Genomic DNA, 19,851 nt, shown 5'->3' with positions numbered 1-19,851 from the left:
CCGTTGCCGGACCCGGAAACCGAGCCAATGACCGACACCACACCAGATTGGTTGCACCGGCAGGCCGACCGCCTGTACGCCGCAGCCTCCACATCCCCGGACGCCGCCCACCAAGCCGCAGCCATCGGGCAGCAGGCAGCCGCCGACAACACCCGACTGTCTGCCCTCGTCGATGTGTTCCTCGCCGCCGCCACCCGCCACTGGAGATCTACCAAACGCGAGAACGCCGACCCTGAACACCTGCACGCGGCGGCGACAGACCTCCTGCACACCATGCAGGCGCTGACGGCCTCGGCGATGCACGGCTACCACCAACACACCCGCACTGAGCTATCCCGCCAGGACGACGAACGCGACCAGTTCATCAGCGACCTGCTCTCCGGGCGAGCCGACCCCGGCCGGCTCGCGCACCGGGCACACCGCTACGGCATCCGACTAGCCGGCACCCACACCGTCATCGTCGCCCGCGGCAACACCCTCAACAACACCGTCGCCGGCCGCGTCGACGACGCCCTCGCCACCCGATACGGCGCCGGCAACACCCTCACCACCCTGCGCGACGGGCAGATCATCTGCCTCGCCACCGGCGGCCTACGCGGCCTACCCGCCGAACTCGCCCACCACCTACTCACCCACCTCGGCCCCACCGGCTGGCAAATCGGCGTCGGCCGCCCCCACCCCGGCCCCACGGCATCACAACCTCCCTCGACGAAGCCACCGGCGCCCTCGACCTCGCCGCCAAACTCGGCTTCACCACCCCCGTCCTGCACGCCGCCGACCTCCTCGTCTTCCCCGTACTCCTGCGCGACCGCGATGCCATCACCGACCTCGTCACCACCGTCCTGGGCCCCCTGGCCACCGCCCGCGGCGGACCCCAACCCCTCCTCGACACCCTCACCGCCCTGTTCGACAACCAGGGCAACCACACCGCCACCGCCCGACAACTCCACCTGTCCGTCCGCGCCGTCACCTACCGCCTCGACCGCATCCACACCCTCACCGGCTACCACCCGGGCGAACCCACCCAACGATTCACCCTCCAAACCGCCGTCCTCGGCGCTCGCCTACTCGGCTGGTCCGCCAAGGCAGCTCCGCATTGACGACCGCCGCGGCACGTTGACGCCGGACAAGGCCCTTCGATCATCCGCTGGCTGGCCCGAGCGACCACCCATTCCCGGCAGCCTCTAATTCGATATCGGACACGTGAACCCAGCGAGCCCTCCTCGCCGTCACCTCGCGAACATGTAAGGTAGGCGAAAGCGCAGGTCATGGCTATCACGTCAACGACTACGGTCGGTAAATCGAACGTCGTCCAGGAGGCCAACGTCGAATCCCGTCGCATGGCGCTCTTCCCCGGACGGGATGACTGGGACGTGGCACGCAAACAGGCCGGCCTCACCAGCAGCAGCCACGACGACATGCACGCCGGCGAGATCGAAACGTCTCTGCTCCTGCACGTCTGCCCCGAACTGGTTGGAAAAGGATTCGCAAGCGCCGACCACGTCACGGAACGGCCCGACCTCCTCGTTCTCGGCATGCAGGGATACACGACCAGCGGCGTCATCGGCAGACCCTCGCAGGCGACAGCAGCAAAAGGAAAGGCAGTGCTGAAAAGCCTGACAGACTCTTTCAGCCGTACGCTTTCGGTCCTGCGCGACGGTCTACCGAGTTAACCTCCAACGGCCACAGCCGCCTGGCGACTTCGGGTGCGCCCGTGTGGTCCGCGTTCCGTGACCCGCGCGCAACACTGCTTGGAGCCGCGCACTGACATCGCAGATCACCGCAGCGGCTGTGCGGGATCTTCGCGGCTCGTGAACGGTGTCACCCTGCGGCTTCCCGGGAAGGCGCGCCGAGTAAGCACACGGTGCAGCGACTCTCCGGTCGCCCACGCGCCGGGCGCAGGCACATGCCATCTCGCATGCGTGTCAGGAAATTGTCGGAGTCGACCAGCGGTCCTTCCCGACATCGACCTGCACCCGCTTTGATGATGGTCACCAAGATCTATCGTCCGTTCGCGTGCCGTTCGCCGCTCCCGGCACCGGCGAACGGGTCGGTTCGCGAAGGAGCATGCCCAATGAGGATCAGCCACGGACGCCGCGGTCGCTGTCCCACGCAGCCTCTCGCGCGCCGCGTTCTGGACAGGGGACAATCGCTGTGACGGAAAGCCAGATTGCCAAGCTTGACACCGGCGTGCCGCATTCGGCGCGGCTGTGGAATTACTGGCTCGGCGGCAAGGACAACTTCGCGTGCGACCGGGAAGCCGGTAACGAGATCGCCCGGCGGTTCCCGTCCATCATCCAACTTGCCCGCGCGGACCGGGAGTTTCTGCGCCGGGTGGTCGGGTACTTCGTCGCCGAGCAGGGCATCGGGCAGATCCTCGACATCGGGACCGGGCTGCCCACGGCCGACAACACTCACGAGGTCGCCCAGAAGATCGCGCCGCAGACGCGGGTCGTCTACGTCGACAACGATCCTCTCGTGTTGAGTCACGCCCGCGCGCTGCTCACCAGCGGCCCTGAGGGTGCGACCGACTACCTCGATGCCGACCTGAACGATCCCGAGGGAATCCTGCGCGAGGCGGCGCGCACGCTTGACTTCACCAAGCCCGTCGCGGTCACGATGCTCGGCATCGTGCACTTCATCCTCGACGACGACAAGGCCCGAGCCGTGATCCGCCAGTTCGTGGACGCGCTGCCCTCAGGCAGCTTCCTGACGATCGCGCACGGCTGCCACGACATCAACCGGGCCGAGGCCGACGACATCGTCGGTTACTGGAACGAGCGCGGCACCCCGAAGATCGTCTACCGCAGCTCGGAGGAGATCGCACGGTTCTTCGACGGCCTGGAGGTGCTGGAGCCCGGCGTGGTGTCGTGCTCCCGCTGGCGCCCCGAGCCCGGTGATATCGACATCGACGTGAACCAGTACGCCGGCGTCGGCCGCAAGCGGTAGCACGGCCGGAACGCAATGCTGACACGGGTGAGACCCAGGCCGCGGAGCTCACTCGGGGGTTGACCCGGCCAGACCACGGCTGCGAACGCGGATTGTCCGCCGACCGCAGCGCCGTCTTGGCCCAGTCCGTTACCTCGCGGATGCGGCGGCGTTCGTTAGCTCACCCTCCGCTCCGGCATCGAGTAGATCTGGGCGCCGCCATCTGGCGAGCTATGAGCGATAGGTAGCGACGAACTCGGGCGGCAGGAAGGCCAATGCCCACACGCAGCGCAGGGCGCTGGCACGTTGTCACGTCGCTTCAGGAGCTGACAAAACCTCGCGAGTACGTCGACGTCAGCGCGCTTGAGCGCCTGGTCGAGGATGCCCTGTGCGGTGAGCCGTAGCGGCCTAGACGCCTGTTTGCTCTCCCAGGCAGAGACTGTGGAGGCGGTAACGCCGAGGTGCACCGCGAAGACGCGGACCGGTAGCCGCATCGCCTCGCGCAGAGCGCGCGCCTCGCGACCGCTCCACTGGGCGACTGTGACGCTGCGCCGCTTTTCTTCCGCCAGCGCCCCATCGAGGACGCCAAGATCCTTCGGGGACCCACGACGGACGGCCTGCTGGTGTTCCTGTTTGCGCGCTCGGCCGATCTGCCTGTTGTACTCGCGGACCAGACCATCGAGGTGCTCGAACGCCTTCACCAGGGAACCAGCGGCACCGAGTACCTGGTCAGCGTGAGCCCAGAAAGCGCGAGGGATGTTTTGTCGGCCCGTCTCGACGTTGGCGATCGTGCTTCGCGAGTAGCACGTGCGCCGCGCCAGGTCCATCTGCTTCACGCCGGCCGTGTCACGCCAGGCAGCGAGTTGGCGACCGAGATCGCGTCGGGCCTCACTGAGGTCTGCGGGAGCAACCGTCGTCCCGTGAGGCCACGGGTCGGCCAGGTCCCGGCCCGCTGCGCATGCGTCCGCCACGGAGTGCACTCGTTCAGGCAGGCTGGCTGCGACCGTCGACACCCGTACCTCCAGCACAAACTCGGATGTAGCAGGCCACGCCGTGCAGGCAGTGACGGACGGCCGTCCAACTCGGAGCCCCGGGCTTACCGTCTGAGCGGTCCTCAGGTTGACCCACGTCACTCCTGTACAGCAACCGTGGCCAGGTCGTATCGACGATAGGAGCCTGGTGGCAAAGCGGTCGACAGTGTTGCGCGATGTTGCGGCAGGCCAGTTCGTCGTCGAGCACCCGCGCGGCGAATGGACCGCGCCGGCTGGCCGTGCGCGGCTTGCCTGCGGTTGCTCAGGTCGACGAGGCTGCAGGCTCTTGCAACAGCTTGTCTCGGGCTCTCCCGATTAGCGCCTTCGCGTTCCGGCCGAAGACCGCAGTCCGTCGCATCCTCTCGAAGGCGGCCGTATACAGCTCGATCTCCTCAGGGCGCGTGACGTCCAGGCCGGTGGTCAGCGTCTCGACCTGGACAAGTGAATCATCGAAGATCCAGAATGAGGTTTGGCTGTGTCCGTCGAGACCACTGGTTGCGGGGATGAGGCCAAGCGAAACCCGCGGGAGGCGCATGACCTCTGCGAGGCGGTCCAGTTGGTCCAGCATGGCCGGCGCTGAGGGGACCCTGCTGTAGAGGACTTGTTCCGCGAGTAGGAATATAAATCGCCGGTCGCCCAGGCGAAGTATCCGTTGGCGGTTCATTCGGATTGCGTTGGCCACCTCGGTGTCGTCCTCCGGCAGCGACATAATGTCTCGCCAGTGCGCCATGACTGCCATCGAATACGCCTCGGTCTGGATAAGACCAGGAACGACCCAGTGCTCGTGCACCCGGAAGAACTTGGTGCGTTCGTAGAGCGCTACCCATGGCTCCTGTAGTTGGCGCAGACCACGCCGCGCCGCGTGGCGGTAGTCGCGGTAGAGCGTGTCCACGGCGCGCATCTGGGCGATGAGATCGGTGGCGTGCGGTTCGGCGCCGCACGCGGCACACCACATTCGGATGTCGGCGTCGGAGAGGCTCTGGCCGCCATGCTCAACGCGGGAGATTTTGGTGTAGTGGAAGCCGGTGATGCTTGCGAGCTTCCGTCCCGAGAGGCCCGCGTCGAGGCGGATCTCCCGGAGACGGTTGCCGAACGCTTCTCGTGCTTTCTGCTGTTTGCTGGACACGGGCTTGGGTCAGTCCGGCTGGTACTCGCGGTGCGGGATGCCGATGCTCCATACCGCATCGAAGGCAGAAGAGCACAGCTCGATGTCGTGGGGCTCAGTGCTCGTCGTGAAGTCGATGTTCCGACCGTCGCCTGCATAGTGGTGGAAGATCACCAGTCGGTGATCGAGCATCCAGAAGTCGTTTCCCGGGAAAGGAATGGAAGACACCAACCGGCGAGGCACCCAGCGGTGTTCCTCGCCGGCGTCTTCGCTCGCCCCGACGACGGTGTAGGCCCAGCGCTGGTAGTCCGACAGCGGCTCGGAGACCACGTGTGCCCGGCGCAGCGACTTGCCCTCAGCGACGAAGCGGCGGACGTCGTCACACCAGGGCTGCATGAAAGCGAGGTCATCAGGCTCGCCTGCCGCCCAGGCCGCCATGTGAGGCAGTTCGACCTCAGTTCCGTACGAGTCGCGCATTTCCAGATGCACCGACTCCTTCTCGAAGTGCCTGATCGCCTCCTCGAACTCGGCAACGGTGAGCCGGGCCATCAGTCTCCTTCCGCGAAGAACGGAATCATCCTGTCCGGGATCTCGACGCATGCCTCGCCCTCGGGGATGCCCATCTGCGCGAGCACCCCGGGGTCAGTCACGACCCAGCCCTGCACGATCCAGCTGCCCCGGTCCGTCTTGTACAGGGTCGGCGAGTTCGTCGGCTGAGACTCCGGGTCTGCTGCGATCAACCTAATCTGCACCATGTCCTCCTGTCCCGATGAGTGCACGATGTTGCGCACAATGGCCAGTCTGACGAGGGTGTTCCGCGTGCGTCAACGGGCTGTACCCGTGATCCCGGTGGTGCCATCAGTTCGAGTCCGTCAGCAGCAAGTGCACCAGTGCCACGCCGAATACACTGACAGCCCCAGCAGCTGATCCAGCCGCACCAGCGTGTGGATGGAGAGCACCTTGGCCCGGCACCAGTGGGAGCAACCTGCGCGCGCGGACCGGGAGTTCTGCGCCGGGTGGTCAGGTACTTCGTCGCCGAGCAGGGCATCCGGCAGATCCTCGACATTGGGACCGGGCTGCCCACGGCCAATAACACTCACGAGGTCGCCCGGAAGGTCGCGCCGCAAGCGGTAGCACGACCGGAACGCAATGCTGACACGGGTGAGATCCGGGCCGCGGACCAATCGAATGTGCAGCGGTCCGAGTGCGGCACAGCCCGCCGCGCCGTGGTCAGGTGCCCTTCGGTCCGCTCCTTGGCGGCGGCGCCATCGCTTCACGATGCGCGCTTGAGAAACACGGCCGAGTCGGTCGTACCGGCCCGAACGTCACTCACCCGACGCGATTCGGTGCGTCCGATGTTGGCCGGAAGCGCATAATTCAGCGGTCTCCTAGCGTGGCAACATCGGCACGCTCGAGCGGCCTAGCCCCCATCACGGCCCGGTTCCCGTTCTCTCCCTGCCCGCCCCGGTCAGCTGCCCCGGCGATCCTTCCGCCACCACCTGGTCCGTCCGGTCGGTGCAGCGGACACCTCGGAGGAGGTTGCCTGTGCCGGAGCCGGCTGCGGCCCGGCGACGACCGTGCTCGGCTCGGCGCCGAGGATCGCCACACGGATCGCCGGCCAATCCCGAACCCGCCACCAGCGGAACAGTTGCAGGCTGCTCACGACGGACACCGTCAGCGCGGCGACGAACTCCGGCCGCGTGTAGACCTGCGCGGTGCGCTCTGCCGGGGGCAACTTGTGCTGGTGGTTGACCACCAACACTCCTCCGTCGACCGGCTGGTCCGGCCGAAGCTGCGGCCAGGTGTCGAGGTGCCGCTGGAGGTAGCCGACCAGGTTCTCTTGCGCGGCCCCACCGGCTCCCTTGACCTCGACGAGCTTACGGTTCGAGCCCGGGGCGCTTGCGAGTAGATCGGCCGACTGGGGCGCACCGAGCTCGGCGTCCAGGTCGATGACGCTCAGCCCGGCGGCGGTCAGGACCGCGGCCACCGCCTCGACCAGCTCGGTGCCGGTGCCGTAAAGCAGGCCGTAGCGGATCGGCGACGCCTTCTCCTCGGCCACACGTAGATCCTGTTCGAATTGCGTGCGGTCCAGCGTGTAACGCTCCTCCAGCTCGGCGAGACCGGCGCGGGCGGACAACTCGTCCCCCGTTTGCAGGTCGGGGTCGACGAAGTGCGGTGAGCGGGTCCGGCGCAGCACCGCGGGGGCATACTGCGGCAGGGCCTTGTGCATCAACCAATCCAGCACGTTGTCCCAGGCGACGCGGTCCGGCAGCACATACCATCGCTGATCGCCAGCGAGGGAAACCCACGCGGCAACAACGGGGGCCCCAAGGCTGTCGATGAGGATGGGTTCCAGGGTTCCTTGGGCGGGATGGTGCGTCTCGCCACCGAACCCGTCCCCGCGCACAGTGGTCGCCCCATGCAGTTGCAGCGCCCACCAGGCTGCCGTGGGCGGCCGGGTGAGCAGCCGAATGGCGAGGTCGCGATCCGCCGGACTCAGATCGGGAGCGATCTCCGGCCGAGTGCCCGTCGGCAACCGCCGGCCGCTGACACGGGTGAACATATCCGCGAGCGAGACGGAGGCATAGTGCGAAAACAGTGAACGCTGAAGTTCATCCCCGTCGGCGTCCCCGATCACGGCCACCACTAGGGCGAGCTCGCCGCGCCGAGCGGCCCCGGCCAGGAACCGATCCCGTTCGGCATCGCCACGGTTATGGAAGTGCCCCGGCTCGATGGCGACCGCGCAGTCGCTGGTCTCCATACCTAGCCAGCGCGGTTGCAGGCCGTGCTTCTCCCAGGCCAGGTCACCCGGTACCCGCGGGGCTCGTTCCCGACGTCCGACATCCCGCTGATGCTGCAGCTCGGCCAGCAGCATCCGCTCTTGTTCGGAGTTGGGCTCGGGCTGCCCGACGTGCACCGATACCAGGCCGGTCGAGGGAGAACTCACGAGAGCCAAGGCTAGTGCGCACCAACTCCGGACGGACGCGGATTTCCCGCGCACGACCGCGGGCAGCACGGTGCCCGGCCAGGAGGACGGAGCCAGGGGATACTTGGCCGCCTCGTCCACAGCGGCCCGGCGCTGGCGGCGCTCCTCGCGAGCCCGCACGACATGCGGCGCCGGGTGGAATACGAATCGTGCACGTCTATCGCGGCCACACCCAACGCAGCCGGCGCGAATGCCCGCAGCGTCCATCAGGGCAAAGCGGTTTGTCCACAGCCCGCGCGGTGGGCCGACCGTCCGTACAGACCACCGACTGCCGCAGAATGGAGCCGAGATGACCTACCGCGTCAGCTACCGCGACGCCACCGGCGCCAAACGTCTCGTGGCCGTCGTAGGGTCACTGGTCGACGCTCAGCGTGTCATCGACGCGGTGACCACCGAGGTGCCGCCATCTGCCGATCGTCTGGTGGCCGACGAGGACCTCATGCTCGAGTTGATGGCGCGGCCCGCCTACATCGTCGCGAAGGCCGTCCTCTGCGGCGCCGAAGCACTGGTCGCCGACCACGCCATCGTGAACTCCATCGACGGAACCGACACCGAGCCGGCAACCACCGCCCTCGCGCTGACCGGCGCCGGGTTCCTGCTCGGCGGGCTCACCGACCGCCGCGACATCGCGGCGACGCTGCTGGTCAGCCTTCTGCGCGCCGACACCGAGCACGGCGCGGCGCGGGAGCTCAGGCGCATCAGCGACGATCCCATGTCGTTCGGCATCGACTGGGTCCGCAGCGGGCCGTCCGCGCAGCCAGAAACGTACGGGCACGTCGGGGCCGTCACCTCCGTAGCCAGCCACGGCAGCTTGATCGCTTCCGGCGGGGAGGACGGCACGGTCAGGCTCTGGAACCTTGGCCAGCAACGGCCGCGTACCTGTGCCGGGCACACCGGCTGGGTATTCGCCGTCGCGATCTCCGCCGACGGACTCCTCGTCGCCTCCGCCGGTGACGACGGCATGATCCGGCTGTGGGACACCCGCACCGACATGAACGTCGGGAGCCTCGTCGGTCACACCCGACGGGTGCGATCGCTCGCCTTCACCCGCAGCGGCCGCGATCGGATACGGCTCCGGCGACATCCACGTCCACAACCTCACCACCGCCGCACTGGAAGCCACACTTATCGGACACAACGGCAGGCCACTCATGGCTCGGCTTCACCACCAACACCGACCAGCTCGTCTCCGCAGCCGCCGACGGCACCGTCCGGTCGTGGTCCCTCAGACGCCAACAGCAGGACGCCGAAGTCCGCATCGCGGCACTGCGCCGCCCTCGCCGCCGAAAGCAACCGCATCCTGGCCGGCTCCGCTACCACCGTCGCGATGCCCACCTGCGGTGACCCCACCGAGAAAGGCTAAAAATCCGTCATGCCGACGTCACTGCTGCCCATTGACCTGGATGCTGCCCTCTCCCGGGCGTCGCACCGGAACCCGACCTCCCACCGCTGATCTTCGGCGCCCCTGGCTCGTTCGCATCCGGCGTCATGCGCGACCGCCACCCGGCCCTGATCGACCATATCCGTGCCGCCCACCCGTACGGCCCGACGCAACTTGCGGCGCTCGACAGGCTGCAGGACGAGGCGGTCGGGGCGCCGATGCAACCGCTAGACGCCGCCCCGGACAGCGCCGCGTGGGCCGCCTGGGGAGCCAACTACTTCGGCAAGCCGTGGTCACAGGCCCCTTTTCTGTGGGCGGAAAGCTACTTCTACCGCCGACTTCTCGATGCCGTCGACTTCTTCACCCAAGGCCCCTGGTACTGGATCGACCTGTTTGCACACCTCAAGACCGCAGAACTTCGCGATCCCACCCTCGAACCCGAACTCGCAGCGCTGGAGCACATCCTGGACCTGCCGCCCCAGAAACGCACTGAGGTTCTGCTGCTCGCATCGCTGTGGGGCAACCGCGCCGACCTCGGATTCCGCATCGGCGTCGAAGCCGCCGTCGGCAACCACCAGGACGCCGCCGGCCTGATCGCAGACGACACCGCACCCGTGCTGTCGCTGCTGCACACCGGTCCCCAGCCGATCGCCGTCATCGCGGACAACGCCGGGCGGGAACTGCTCGCCGACCTCATCCTCATCGACCACCTCCTGGACCAGCACGGCGGCACGACAATCGAGCTGCACGTCAAGCCGGCGCCCTACTACGTCTCCGACGCCACGACCGCGGACGTCACCGCCTGCCTCCGCCGGCTCGCCGACACACCCGGGGCCTCTGCCGCTATTGCTGGCCATCTGCGGGCGGCTATGCAGGACGGGCGGCTGGCACTAAGGACGCACTGGTTCTATTGCGCACCCTTCTCCTTCCACCGAGCGCCAGCCGACCTCACCCAGATGTGGGAGCCGGCCGCCCTCGTGCTGCTGAAGGGGGATCTCAACTACCGTCGCCTGGTCGGTGACTGCGGATGGGCACCGACCGCGCCGTTCCAGGAAGCCGCCGGCTACTACCCCGCACCCGTCGTCGCGTTACGAACGCTCAAGTCGGAGGTCGTTGTCGGCATAGACGCCAAGACCGTCCAGGACTTGGAGGATCATGACCCGGCCTGGCGGACGAACGGTTCCCGAGGAACGGTGCAGTTCCTGGCCCGAAGGATGTAGAGGCGAAACACCGACTCCTACTGGTCGGACCGCCGACCTGCCGGATGTGCAAACAGCGTCCCCGTGTGTGTCCCTCGGCGAGCGACCTATCGGACCGAACGGAGCCCCTTCCGAGGCCGTCGCCAGCGCGGAACTGAGGTGTCCCACCCGCGACCGCTGGGCGCCAACCCCGGCCCGCACGTATCCGCCCCGGTCCGCGACCGCACCGGCCGGGTCATCGCCTCCATCAGCGTGTCCGGCCCGATCGACCGCATGGGCCACCGACCCGGCGACCGCCACGCCATCGCCGTGCTCCGCGCCGGCCAACGGCTATCAGGCATCTAGGACCGGCCAGCCGGGATGGCGGCCAGGCGCGGCCCCGGCACGGCACGAACGGACTCGCATCACCTCCCGCCGCCTTAGAATGAGCCAGGGAGATGGTGCCGATGGCCATCGAGCAACCCGATGGTGGACCGTACCGGCTGACCGCCGCCGTCCTCAGCGCGGCAGTGCTCGCCGCAGGCATCGTCTTGACCATCATCGGCACCGCCACCTACACCGCGGCGCGGGCGGAGAAGTCCTCCCGGCATCAGGTCACCGCCCACCTGGTTCAGGACAGCGGTCCACCGCTGATCGTGCCCGGCGCCCCGGTCGCCGTCCCGCCACATGGGTTCGCGCAGTGGACCGCGCCGGACGGCGCACGGCACACTGGGCTGGTGCGCGCCGAGCCGTACCAGAAGGCGGGCACGGCCGTGTCCATCTGGATCAACACCGCCGGCGAACCCACCGAGCCGCCCGCCACCGCGGACGGGGCAGCCACCCGCGCCGTGCTCGCGGTCGCGGTCGCCGGGTCAGGGCTCGCCGCAGTCATTGCGCTGGTCGCCCAGCTCACCACCGCGGCCGACCGCCGACGCCGGTACACGACGATCGACCGCGAATGGGCCCACGTCGAACCCGAATGGACCGGCCGCCGCAGCTGACAGCACCGGGTCAGCGTCGAGGCTGACCTGGCCCTCCTTCCGGCCGCGCCGGGTAGGGTGATCGTCAGGTGTGCCGGGAAGCCTGGTCGGCGTCGTATCCGCTGCCCGACGTGACCGGGGGCCTCCCATGCGAGCCAGCGAGCTGGCTGCACCGTTCCCGGCCATAGGCGGGACAACCCGGCGCTGGACGCGGCCCGGCTGCCAGCCGGACAGAACCTGCCCGGCCTGATCGTGGTCGACGAGGCCGCGCGGCCCAGCAGCATCCTGCCGGGTACACAGGTGCTGCGAACGGCGATCCCCTCGTACTGCCAGAACGACCCCACCCCCGCCCGGATGATCAACGAAGCCGCCGCCGACCTGTTCATCAGCAACGTCGAAAGCCGCACCGTCGCCGAGCTGCTTGCCCACGAACACCGGCAACTGCCCGTCTGCTGGTTCAGCGTCAGCTGGTAGACGTCCGGGCACACGCTCGCATCGATGCGATGCGGACGGATTCCGCCATCCAGTCTGGTCGGATGGGTCCCACGTCGCTACGGGCGGGCACCGGCCGGTTCAGGCTGTGGTGAGGCGGAATCCGGTCAGGATCTGCGGGTGGATGCTGATCATGGTGTCGACGGCCGGGTCGAGCCACGCGTCGAGGCGTTCGGTGTGGCGGGTGGCCTGGTCGGCGTCGGTGATGGGGCAGGCGATGCCGGTGGCGACGACACTCCAGCCGAGTCGATAGTCCTGGTCGAGCTGGTCGGCCTGGTAGGCCACAACAATGTCGTCGGCGACGGTGAGCGTGGCGGCGACTTTCGCGGCGAGCCGGGTCCGGACGATGATCCGCCCCTCGTCGATGAGGTGGTTTACTGGTCGGATCGCGGGCAGTCCACGGACCGTGAACATGACCCGTCCGTATCGCACGCTGGCCAGCAGGTCCAGGCACTGCTGTTCGTCCAGTTCCTGCCGGTGCCGTTGGCCGCTGATCCGGGTCGGGTGGCCGGACATCGTGTGCCGCCGGGTCGACTCGTCGCTCACCGCACTGCCCGCGCGGATCGGTTTGCGTGTCCCGGTCGGGCAACGACGACTGCCGGGTGCGGCTGGCCGGTCGGCGTGCTGTCCGGTCGGGTTCGGTGGGGGCGATGAGGCCGAGGTCGCCGTCGTAGCGGCGATACAGCAGGTTCCCGCGCCGGCTGTGGCGGTCGGTGAAGAACACGAACGGCAGCCATCCCTGCGCAAGCCGCCGCGCGGCCTGCACCAAGGCCAGTCTGGGAACCCTGCGCGGGTTCACGGTCAGCGGCAGTGTGACCGGCAGCGACGGCGGGTGCATGCTGCGCTGACGGGACAGGCACAGCCCGGTCGGGCCGGCCCGGTAGATGATCGCGTCTTCGCCGGTTTCGGCGTCGGTGTAGAGCATGACGTCGTAGTCCATCGCGTTCATGAACGCCGCCGCCTGGCAGGGCATCCCGACGTGTAGCCAGTAGGTCTTCAACCGGGCGACCGCGCCCGGTCCGGGACTGCCGAGGGACCGCTTGTCCGGGTCCGGCCAGGGCCACGGCTGCCACCCTGTGGTCAACCGGCTGATCTGCCGCTGCAGCCGGGCCGCGGCCGCTGTGATCGCGAGCCGCGCCGAACGGCCGGCGATCTGGACGCGGGCGGGCGCTCCGCACACCCGAAGGTTGACCTGGACGAGGGTCGGACCGCCGGCGCAGTTACCGCCGCTCAGCCGTACCCGTACCCCTGCTGGGTTGATGGCGTGGGCGGCGGCGGCCGCGCCGATCATCTGTCGGGCACAGTCCGCGTCGTCGGAGCGCACCTGCCCGCGCCCGATGATGCGGATATCGCCGTGCGGTATCCGGGCGTTGGTCACACCGGTGGTGTCCATGGTGCTCGGCATGATCTCCTCGCGTGCAATAGCACGGTCAAGCCTGGCAGCGTTCTGTCCAGAACGGATAGGGGCGAAGGTCCCGAACTGGACGGGACCTTCGGCAGCCCGCCCTTTGCGGATTCGCGACCGATGTGCATTGAGGCGATCACGGGTCTGGCTAGGCGGTCAGCGTCGGTTGGCGCGCCACCAGCGTCGTCGTTGCAGGCTCAGGGTGCGGTCGATCGATTGCTCCAGCTGGTCGATGCGGTCGATGAGGGCGGCGTGGGGCAGGTTGCTGACGTCGCCGAACGCGGCGGCGAGGCGGGCGTACCAGCGTCCGGGCGTGCGGCCGGGTGGATTCTGCGTCGGCGGGCAGAGTTGGGCCCGCAGGAGCCGGATCTCTGAGGCAGCGCTGACCGCCCGGTGGCGCTGGTCGGCTTCGGCGTTGGCGGCGGCGACATCAACGAGTTGAGCGAGATCGTCGAGCAGTTGGGTCACGTCGATGAGCGTTCCGGGTGCGATCGGCTGGCCGCTCATGGTGGTCTCCTGGCTCGGATCGAGGTAACCACGCGCGGCGCGAGGCGACGCTCTTGCCATCCGGTCCGCGGACGCCGGGGTAATGCCCAGTACCCCCGGTTGCGGCTGCAGGCGCGAGGTGGGACGTCACTGCTGGCCCGAGCATCAGGATCACCCGGCTGTTGGCCGGCGGCTATCCGTGCCAGCACCCATCTACCCGGTGGCACAACCCGGGGTGGGTCGACGCGTTCGTGGTCTACGCCGTTATGTGGTGGGAGTGCGGCTGGGAGGGGGCTGGAGCGGCCGTTGGCCCGTCCCGGCGGCGGTCGCGGTCACGGGCGCGGTGCATCAGTGGTTCGACGGTGCGGGCGGCCAGTGGTGCGAGGATGGCGAGGATGAGGACGTAGGCGGCGGCGAGGGGGCCGAGGCTGGCGTGGGCGCCGGCGGCGACGGCGAGGCCGGCGATGACGATGTTGAATTCGCCGCGGGGGATCATTGCGGCTCCGGCTCTGGCGCGGCCGGCGCGGCCGATGCCGGCGCGGCGGGCGGCCCACCAGCCGGTGGCGTACTTGGTGGCGATGCCTGCTACGGCGAGCAGGACGGCGAGTGCGGCGACGGGTGGCAGGTCGGCGGGGTTGGTGGATAGGCCGAAGAAGACGAAGAACACGGCGGCGAACAGGTCGCGTAGGGGGCTGAGCAGGTTCCGGGCGGTGTGTGCCAGGGGCCCGGACAGGGCGATACCGACCAGGAACGCGCCGACGGCTGCGGAGACTTGCAGGCTTTGCGCGATGCCGGCGACCAGGACGGTCAGGCCGAGGATCTTCAGTAGGAGGACTTCTTGGCTGGGGCTGTCGACGAACGCTTCGACGAAGCGTCCGTATCGGACGGCGATGAACAGCACGATGGTGACGGTGCCGGCGGCGATGGCCAGTGCGAGGGAGCCGCCGAGCAGGCCGGTGCCGGCCAGGACCGCGGTCAGGATCGGTAGGTACAGGGCCATGGCGAGGTCTTCCATGACCAGTAGTGAGAGCACGACCGGGGTTTCCCGGTTGCCGATCCAGTCCAGGTCGGACAGGACTTTCGCGGCGATGCCGGAGGAGGTGACGTAGGTGACGCCGCCGAGGACCAGCGCCGCGACCGGTCCCCAGCCCAGCAGCACGGCGAGGATGACACCGGGTGCCGCGTTGAGCACCAGGTCGAGTAGTCCGCCGACAGCTGAGGTGCGGAGTGTGCCGACGAGTTCGGGTGCGGTGTATTCCAGGCCGAGTGAGAACAGCAGCAGGATGACACCGATTTCGGCGCCGGTCGCGATGAACTCCTCGGTCGCCCCCAACGGCAGCAGCCCGCCTTGCCCGAACGCCAACCCGGCCAGCAGATAGAGCGGGATCGGGGAGATCCGGAATTTGATCGCCAGCGCGCCGAGCAGTCCGAGGCCGAGTAGGACCGCGCCGAATTCGACCAGTAGCAGCGAACCGTGCACGCCGCGCTCAGCCCCGCGCCAGCAGTTCGGCGACCGCGGCGGTGCCGTCCGCGGTGCCGACCACGACGACGACGTCGCCGGCCTGGAACACGAAGTCCGGCCGTGGGCTGGCGACCACCTCGTTGCCGCGCACGACCGCGACGATCGAGGCGCCGGTGCGGGTGCGGGCCCGGGTGTCGCCCAAGGCCCGGCCGGGGTAGGGCGAGCCTGCCACGATGGGGATCTGCTCGGTGACCAGACCTTCCACTTGGCGGTGCAGTTCGCCGATCCGTTCCACGACCCGGGCGGAGGCCAGCAGTTCGGCCATGCCGTCCGCCTCCTCGGCGCTGAGCGTCAGGGTCACCGCGGCGGTGTCGGGGTCCTGCCGGTCGTAGATCACCACTTCGCGGCGGCCGGTGCGGTGTGACACGACCCCGACGCGGCGGCCTCGTTCGGTGACGAACTCGTGCCGCAGTCCGATGCCCGGCAACCCGGTGCGGTGTACTTCCAACGCGAACGCCTCCCAGAATCCACATTCGCCTCGGCATCAAGGCCCTGTTCGCCGTGGCCTTGAATTGCATACACCACGATCAGATCGCGATTCAACATGAGCCCACCACGGCCGCCTCCGCAGCGGAATCGAGTCCGAATTGTGGCCGACAAATGGGTGTCAGCACCCATTGCGTCGGCGGCTGCCTTTCGGTAAAGGTCAGAGCTGGTTCGGTCGTCGACCATTCTTTTGGGAGCGGCGTTGATGAGCACCTATTCCGGTGACCTGGTCGGGCGGGCGTTGCATGCCCGCGACAATCGGCCCGCTGGGCGGATCACGGCGGTCTACCACTATCCGGTCGTCATGTGCGCGCCCGCGGGCGCTGTGGCTGTCAGCAGCGGGCTGCTGCGCCGATCACGCCTGGTCGATCTGCAGGACGCCGACGTTGTTGATGGCGTCCTGACCGTCCCGCATGACCGCGACACCATCCGCCGCGCACCCCACGCCGGGTTGGGAGGTGGTGGCACGCTGTCCGAGCCGGACGCGGCGAAGGTACGCGAGCACTACCGGAGTGCGGCGCAGCCTGTATGAGCGCCGCCCGCCGGGCCGTCCCCGCTCCCGCCTGGTTTTGACGGAGTTGAGCTGTGACCAACGAACCTGACCAGGGGCCCGGTTCGGGCCTGCACCGTATGTTGGCCGGCGTGTCGTTCCTCGCCGCGGTGCTGGCTTTGGCGGCGGGTGTGGCGACCGGTAACGCTTTGGTGGTGGCCGCTGGGCTGGTCCTGGCGGTGGTGGGCCTGTACGAGTTGGACCTCGGCCCGCAGGAGCCGGGCGCCTGCCGTCCACCCAGTACTTAAACCCTGCGGCGGTCAACGCTTCGCGTCGGCGGGGCCGAACTCGGTCGCGTCGAGCAGTCGCGCCAGGGTGGTGATGCCGTCCATGGTGCCGGCGGCGACGACGGTGTCACCGCCGGACAGTAGGGCGCCCGGGTGTGGCCAGCCGGTGAGGGCACCGTCCCGGATGACCGCCAGGACCCGCACGCCAGGAGTCTTCAGCGCTGTCGGGTCGTGGCCGACCGCGGGTGACGCGGCCGGGACTTGCAGCCGGGCCAGGCACGGGCCGTCCGCGCTCGCGTCGATGTGTTCGACGGTGAACGTCGCGTGCAGCAGATCCCCGATGTGGTGCGCCTCGTCGGGCTCGAACGTCGCGGCGCGGTGCACGGCTTGGGGGTCGTCGTCGCGGTAGATCGCCAGAGTGTGCCGTCCGTCGCGGCGGCGGATGACACCGACGCGCTGCCCGGCCCGGGTGGTGAACGCGTGCAGGGTGCCGATGCCCGGCAGGTCCTGCCGGTCGATCCACATAGCTGGTCCTCCTTTGTGGATTGCGGGGTCTAGGTGAAGTAGCGCAGCCACACGTAGCCCCAGGCGACGGTGACGGTGACGAGGGTGGTGATGATGCCGTACTTGGTGAACTGCCAGAAGCTGATGGGTTCGCCGTGTTGGGCGGCGATGCCCAGCACCACGACGTTGGCGCTGGCGGCCACGGCGGTGCCGTTGCCGCCCAGGTCGGCGCCGAGCGCGAACGACCACCACAGCGCCTGCCCGGTCTGCGCATCGGGTGCCTGCGCGGCCAGGTCCTCCACGACCGGGGCCATGGTCGCCACGTAGGGGATGTTGTCGAAGAACGCGCCGAGGATCGCGGAGCCGAAGATCAGCGCCGTCGCGGCCAGGAAGTAGTTGTCGCCGACGGCGTTGACGGTCCAGCCGCCGAGCCGGTGGATGACGCCGGTCTCGACCAGGCCGCCGACCATGACGAACAGGCCCATGAAGAACACCAGGGTGGCCCATTCGACCTCGGCGAGGTAGTCGGCCGCCTTCACCCCGGAGACGAGGACCATCAGCCCGGCACCGAGCAAAGCGACGACCGCCGGCTCCCAATGCAGCATGTGGTGCAGGCCGAACCCGACCATCACCAGCGCGAGAACGGCCAGGCAGCGCACCAGTAGCGGTTTGTCTTTGATGGCGTCCCGGCCGTTGAGGTGCATGACCGCGTCGACCTGCACCGAATGCCGGAACGCGCTGCGGAACATGACCCGGGCCATCACCACGAACAACGCGAACAGCACGACCACGATCGGTGTCATGTGGACGATGAAGTCGTTGAACGACAACCCGGCCCGCGCCCCGATGATGATGTTCGGCGGGTCACCGATCAGGGTGGCCGCGCCGCCGATGTTCGAGGCGAGGACTTCGGCGATCAGGTACGGCGCGGCGGGTAGGCCCAGCTGCTGGCACACCGCGATCGTTACTGGGGCGACGAGCATGACGGTGGTGACGTTGTCCAGGAACGGGGACGCGATCGCGGTGATGCCCATCAGCAGGACCAGCAGCCGGTAGGGGCGGCCGCGGGAGCGTTTGCCGGCCCAGATGGCCAGGAACTCGAAGACGCCGGTCTGTTTGATCACCCCGACGATGATCATCATGCCGAGCAGCAGGAAGATGACGTGCCAGTCGATCCCGGCGTGTTCGTTGTAGAACATGTCGTCGCCGGGCACCAGCCGCAGCGCGACCATCAGCCCGGCGGCGCCGAGGACGACCGCGACCCGATGGACCCGCTCGGTGGCGATCAGGAAGAACGCCACCGAGAAGATGACCAGGGCGGCGACCGCGGCGAGCCCGTTCACCCGGAGCACCCCGGCGGCCCGGTCTCGGTCGCGTTGCCGTAGACCCGATGATCGCTGCCACCGGGTGTGTATCCGTGCGGTGAGGTGCGCATGGGTCATGCTGGCCCGCGACGGCGGTGGTCAACTATTGGTGCCGACACCCATATCGGCGCGGCCGAACCATGCAAACCGTCCCCAGCGACGCCGACCCGCCTGGACCTGCAGATGCGCGGGCACGGCCGTCACGGCGCAATTGGGTGGTGGCACGGATTGCCCAGCCTGGCTGTGTGCGGTGAGCTGGACGCCAGGCCGCGCGGTACCGGTCCGAAGATGCCTTATCCAACCGTTCGCCTCCTCGGGCGGCAGCTTCGGATCCTCCCGCCCGCGCGGCCCACCACAGCGTTTATACCGGCTGCGAGGCACCCCAGTAATGCTCCCGCACCTTCATCGCGTGGCCCTGCGACAGCGTGTCACCCACCATCGGCGTGAAGCTCGGCGCGCTGGTGATCGTGTTCCGGTCATGCGGGACGGTGAGAAGGCCGTCGACCACCTCGGCGTTTTCCAGATCGACCAGATGTGTGCGGCGCAGCAGCCCGACCGCGATCGCGACCGCGCCCGCAGGGGCGGCCAGTTCGGTCGGATAGTGGTAGACGGCGGTGATCTTGCCGACCGGCCGGCTGTCGGAGGCGTGCAGGGCGCGACCGACCAGATCATCAACGTGTGCGGTCATCCGCAACTCCCTGAAACGGTTGGGTGGTTACGACAGCCCGACCGTCCCCGACCCGGCAACGACCTCGCAATCCGTGCCGACACCCATCTTTTGCCCGCAGGCGCCGCCTTCGCGGCGTTGCGCCCACGCACGCCGCTTCTGGTGCGCGGCCGGCAGCAGCGTTGGTCACCGCCGGTGGCCTCGCCGGCGGCGAGTGTGCTGGGGGTCCAGCAGGTTCACGGCCGTCGCGGCCAGGACGAGTCCAGCGGCCAGCAGCAGCCCGTGGCCGGTCGCGATCCCCGTGCACAGGCCTGCGAGAGCTATGGCAAGCACCAGCCACCGGACCAGAGGCCGATGTCGGCGGGCTGGGCGCGAGGGCGCGCACCGCCCGTTTTCGGCGGACCGGCCGCAGTCGGCGGCATGAGCCTCGCGGCGCACGTGGTCCTCGAAACGATCCATCAAGATCCCCTATAAGGGGGCCGGCGCGTGGCCCGGCGCGTCGCCGGTCACGCACGCCAGCCGCCGGCCTGAGCAGTCGTACCGGCCGGCCACACGCGGG

General features: G+C 68.6%; 20 protein-coding genes and 4 pseudogenes. 12 read left to right on the top strand and 12 right to left on the bottom strand.

Translation table 11 applies throughout. From position 1 onward, the window contains the following. Window positions 1-27: 27 nt before the first annotated feature. From Prum_RS54610 to Prum_RS32295, 4 genes and pseudogenes are all read left to right on the top strand, one after another. Window positions 28-630 (top strand): annotated as a pseudogene (locus Prum_RS54610) (RsbRD N-terminal domain-containing protein); the annotation flags it as partial. Next, on the top strand, window positions 525-1,100 hold the full coding sequence (locus Prum_RS54605) for a PucR family transcriptional regulator (protein ID WP_308785442.1): 576 nt from the start codon (window positions 525-527) through the stop codon (window positions 1,098-1,100). The pseudogene Prum_RS54610 and the gene Prum_RS54605, both read left to right, overlap by 106 nt. Before the next feature lie 201 nt (window positions 1,101-1,301). Then, window positions 1,302-1,673: pseudogene (locus tag Prum_RS32300) on the top strand (creatininase family protein); the annotation flags it as partial. Window positions 1,674-2,154: 481 nt separating this feature from the next. Next, window positions 2,155-2,949, top strand: a complete 795-nt coding sequence (locus tag Prum_RS32295) for an SAM-dependent methyltransferase (protein WP_246278229.1) — start codon at window positions 2,155-2,157, stop codon at window positions 2,947-2,949. 155 nt (window positions 2,950-3,104) lie between these two features. Here the strand turns inward: Prum_RS32295 and Prum_RS32290 are convergent, their stop codons facing one another. The 4 genes from Prum_RS32290 to Prum_RS32275 all read right to left on the bottom strand — a co-directional run bounded on the left by Prum_RS32290 (window position 3,105) and on the right by Prum_RS32275 (window position 5,816). Further along, the gene (locus Prum_RS32290) at window positions 3,105-3,899 is read right to left on the bottom strand and encodes a helix-turn-helix domain-containing protein (protein ID WP_281369136.1); all 795 of its coding nucleotides are present in this window, start codon (window positions 3,897-3,899) and stop codon (window positions 3,105-3,107) included. Between the two features lie 322 nt (window positions 3,900-4,221). Further along, the gene (locus Prum_RS32285) at window positions 4,222-5,085 is read right to left on the bottom strand and encodes a helix-turn-helix domain-containing protein (RefSeq protein ID WP_173079887.1); all 864 of its coding nucleotides are present in this window, start codon (window positions 5,083-5,085) and stop codon (window positions 4,222-4,224) included. Window positions 5,086-5,094: 9 nt separating this feature from the next. After that, window positions 5,095-5,613: a DUF6879 family protein gene (locus Prum_RS32280; protein ID WP_173079886.1), complete on the bottom strand. Its 519-nt coding sequence runs from the start codon at window positions 5,611-5,613 to the stop codon at window positions 5,095-5,097. Next, window positions 5,613-5,816, bottom strand: coding sequence for a hypothetical protein (locus Prum_RS32275; protein WP_173072766.1), 204 nt, complete (start codon window positions 5,814-5,816; stop codon window positions 5,613-5,615). The genes Prum_RS32280 and Prum_RS32275 overlap by 1 nt, the downstream gene beginning before the upstream one ends. A 255-nt stretch (window positions 5,817-6,071) precedes the next feature. On the opposite strand from Prum_RS32275, the pseudogene Prum_RS52240 reads away from it, so the two are divergent. Beyond that, window positions 6,072-6,194: pseudogene (locus Prum_RS52240) on the top strand (SAM-dependent methyltransferase); the annotation flags it as partial. Window positions 6,195-6,532: 338 nt separating this feature from the next. Here Prum_RS52240 and Prum_RS32265 read toward each other — a convergent pair. Then, complete coding sequence (locus tag Prum_RS32265) at window positions 6,533-8,011, bottom strand: hypothetical protein (RefSeq protein ID WP_173079885.1); 1,479 nt, start codon at window positions 8,009-8,011, stop codon at window positions 6,533-6,535. A gap of 328 nt (window positions 8,012-8,339) precedes the next feature. On the opposite strand from Prum_RS32265, the gene Prum_RS32260 reads away from it, so the two are divergent. The 5 genes and pseudogenes from Prum_RS32260 to Prum_RS32240 all read left to right on the top strand — a co-directional run bounded on the left by Prum_RS32260 (window position 8,340) and on the right by Prum_RS32240 (window position 12,063). Next, on the top strand, window positions 8,340-9,413 hold the full coding sequence (locus tag Prum_RS32260) for a WD40 repeat domain-containing protein (protein WP_173079884.1): 1,074 nt from the start codon (window positions 8,340-8,342) through the stop codon (window positions 9,411-9,413). Between the two features lie 125 nt (window positions 9,414-9,538). Beyond that, entirely contained in the window at window positions 9,539-10,651 is a 1,113-nt protein-coding gene (locus Prum_RS32255; RefSeq protein WP_173079883.1) for a damage-control phosphatase ARMT1 family protein, read from the top strand. A gap of 180 nt (window positions 10,652-10,831) precedes the next feature. Continuing rightward, a pseudogene (locus Prum_RS52235) lies at window positions 10,832-10,975 on the top strand (IclR family transcriptional regulator); the annotation flags it as partial. Between the two features lie 101 nt (window positions 10,976-11,076). After that, complete coding sequence (locus Prum_RS32245; protein WP_173079882.1) at window positions 11,077-11,610, top strand: Rv1733c family protein; 534 nt, start codon at window positions 11,077-11,079, stop codon at window positions 11,608-11,610. A 231-nt stretch (window positions 11,611-11,841) separates the two neighbouring features. Next, complete coding sequence (locus Prum_RS32240) at window positions 11,842-12,063, top strand: CBS domain-containing protein (protein ID WP_173079881.1); 222 nt, start codon at window positions 11,842-11,844, stop codon at window positions 12,061-12,063. Between the two features lie 99 nt (window positions 12,064-12,162). Here Prum_RS32240 and Prum_RS32235 read toward each other — a convergent pair whose 3' ends face one another. The 4 genes from Prum_RS32235 to Prum_RS32220 form a co-directional block, all read right to left on the bottom strand. Next, window positions 12,163-12,627 carry a pyridoxamine 5'-phosphate oxidase family protein gene (locus Prum_RS32235; RefSeq protein ID WP_218577425.1) on the bottom strand — a complete coding sequence of 155 codons (465 nt, stop codon included), beginning with the start codon at window positions 12,625-12,627 and terminating at the stop codon, window positions 12,163-12,165. 1,015 nt (window positions 12,628-13,642) lie between these two features. Continuing rightward, window positions 13,643-13,993, bottom strand: coding sequence for a hypothetical protein (locus Prum_RS32230; RefSeq protein WP_173079880.1), 351 nt, complete (start codon window positions 13,991-13,993; stop codon window positions 13,643-13,645). A 235-nt stretch (window positions 13,994-14,228) separates the two neighbouring features. Continuing rightward, entirely contained in the window at window positions 14,229-15,452 is a 1,224-nt protein-coding gene (locus Prum_RS32225) for a cation:proton antiporter (RefSeq protein ID WP_173079879.1), read from the bottom strand. Between the two features lie 7 nt (window positions 15,453-15,459). Next, window positions 15,460-15,942 carry a cation:proton antiporter regulatory subunit gene (locus Prum_RS32220; protein WP_173079878.1) on the bottom strand — a complete coding sequence of 161 codons (483 nt, stop codon included), beginning with the start codon at window positions 15,940-15,942 and terminating at the stop codon, window positions 15,460-15,462. A gap of 243 nt (window positions 15,943-16,185) precedes the next feature. Between Prum_RS32220 and Prum_RS32215 the strand changes: the two genes are divergently transcribed. Together Prum_RS32215 and Prum_RS32210 are read left to right on the top strand one after the other, a co-directional pair. Beyond that, a complete protein-coding gene (locus tag Prum_RS32215; protein WP_173079877.1) occupies window positions 16,186-16,512 on the top strand; it encodes a hypothetical protein in 327 nt (108 codons plus the stop codon). 53 nt (window positions 16,513-16,565) lie between these two features. After that, window positions 16,566-16,778, top strand: a complete 213-nt coding sequence (locus Prum_RS32210; protein WP_173079876.1) for a hypothetical protein — start codon at window positions 16,566-16,568, stop codon at window positions 16,776-16,778. A gap of 12 nt (window positions 16,779-16,790) precedes the next feature. Here Prum_RS32210 and Prum_RS32205 read toward each other — a convergent pair whose 3' ends face one another. From Prum_RS32205 to Prum_RS32195, 3 genes are all read right to left on the bottom strand, one after another. Next, window positions 16,791-17,282 carry a TrkA C-terminal domain-containing protein gene (locus Prum_RS32205; RefSeq protein ID WP_173079875.1) on the bottom strand — a complete coding sequence of 164 codons (492 nt, stop codon included), beginning with the start codon at window positions 17,280-17,282 and terminating at the stop codon, window positions 16,791-16,793. A gap of 29 nt (window positions 17,283-17,311) precedes the next feature. Continuing rightward, complete coding sequence (locus Prum_RS32200; protein WP_246278228.1) at window positions 17,312-18,604, bottom strand: ArsB/NhaD family transporter; 1,293 nt, start codon at window positions 18,602-18,604, stop codon at window positions 17,312-17,314. A 382-nt stretch (window positions 18,605-18,986) separates the two neighbouring features. Next, window positions 18,987-19,313 (bottom strand): hypothetical protein, encoded by a 327-nt coding sequence (locus Prum_RS32195; protein WP_173079873.1) that lies wholly within the window; start codon window positions 19,311-19,313, stop codon window positions 18,987-18,989. Window positions 19,314-19,851: the final 538 nt, after the last annotated feature.

The organism is Phytohabitans rumicis, from assembly GCF_011764445.1.
Taxonomy (GTDB): Bacteria; Actinomycetota; Actinomycetes; order Mycobacteriales; family Micromonosporaceae; genus Phytohabitans; species Phytohabitans rumicis.
The sequence above is the reverse complement of the archived record's forward strand: the minus strand, read 5'-3'. Positions and strand labels throughout refer to the sequence as shown.

Bases quoted from the DNA above. Each gene is read 5' to 3' on its own strand.
- Prum_RS32280 (WP_173079886.1), bottom strand. From the start codon at position 5,613: ATGGCCCGGCTCACCGTTGCCGAGTTCGAGGAGGCGATCAGGCACTTC.
- Prum_RS32260 (WP_173079884.1), top strand. From the start codon at position 8,340: ATGACCTACCGCGTCAGCTACCGCGACGCCACCGGCGCCAAACGTCTC.
- Prum_RS32255 (WP_173079883.1), top strand. From the start codon at position 9,539: ATGCGCGACCGCCACCCGGCCCTGATCGACCATATCCGTGCCGCCCAC.
- Prum_RS32245 (WP_173079882.1), top strand. From the start codon at position 11,077: ATGGCCATCGAGCAACCCGATGGTGGACCGTACCGGCTGACCGCCGCC.
- Prum_RS32230 (WP_173079880.1), bottom strand. From the start codon at position 13,993: ATGAGCGGCCAGCCGATCGCACCCGGAACGCTCATCGACGTGACCCAA.
- Prum_RS32215 (WP_173079877.1), top strand. From the start codon at position 16,186: ATGAGCACCTATTCCGGTGACCTGGTCGGGCGGGCGTTGCATGCCCGC.
- Prum_RS32205 (WP_173079875.1), bottom strand. From the start codon at position 17,282: ATGTGGATCGACCGGCAGGACCTGCCGGGCATCGGCACCCTGCACGCG.
- Prum_RS32195 (WP_173079873.1), bottom strand. From the start codon at position 19,313: ATGACCGCACACGTTGATGATCTGGTCGGTCGCGCCCTGCACGCCTCC.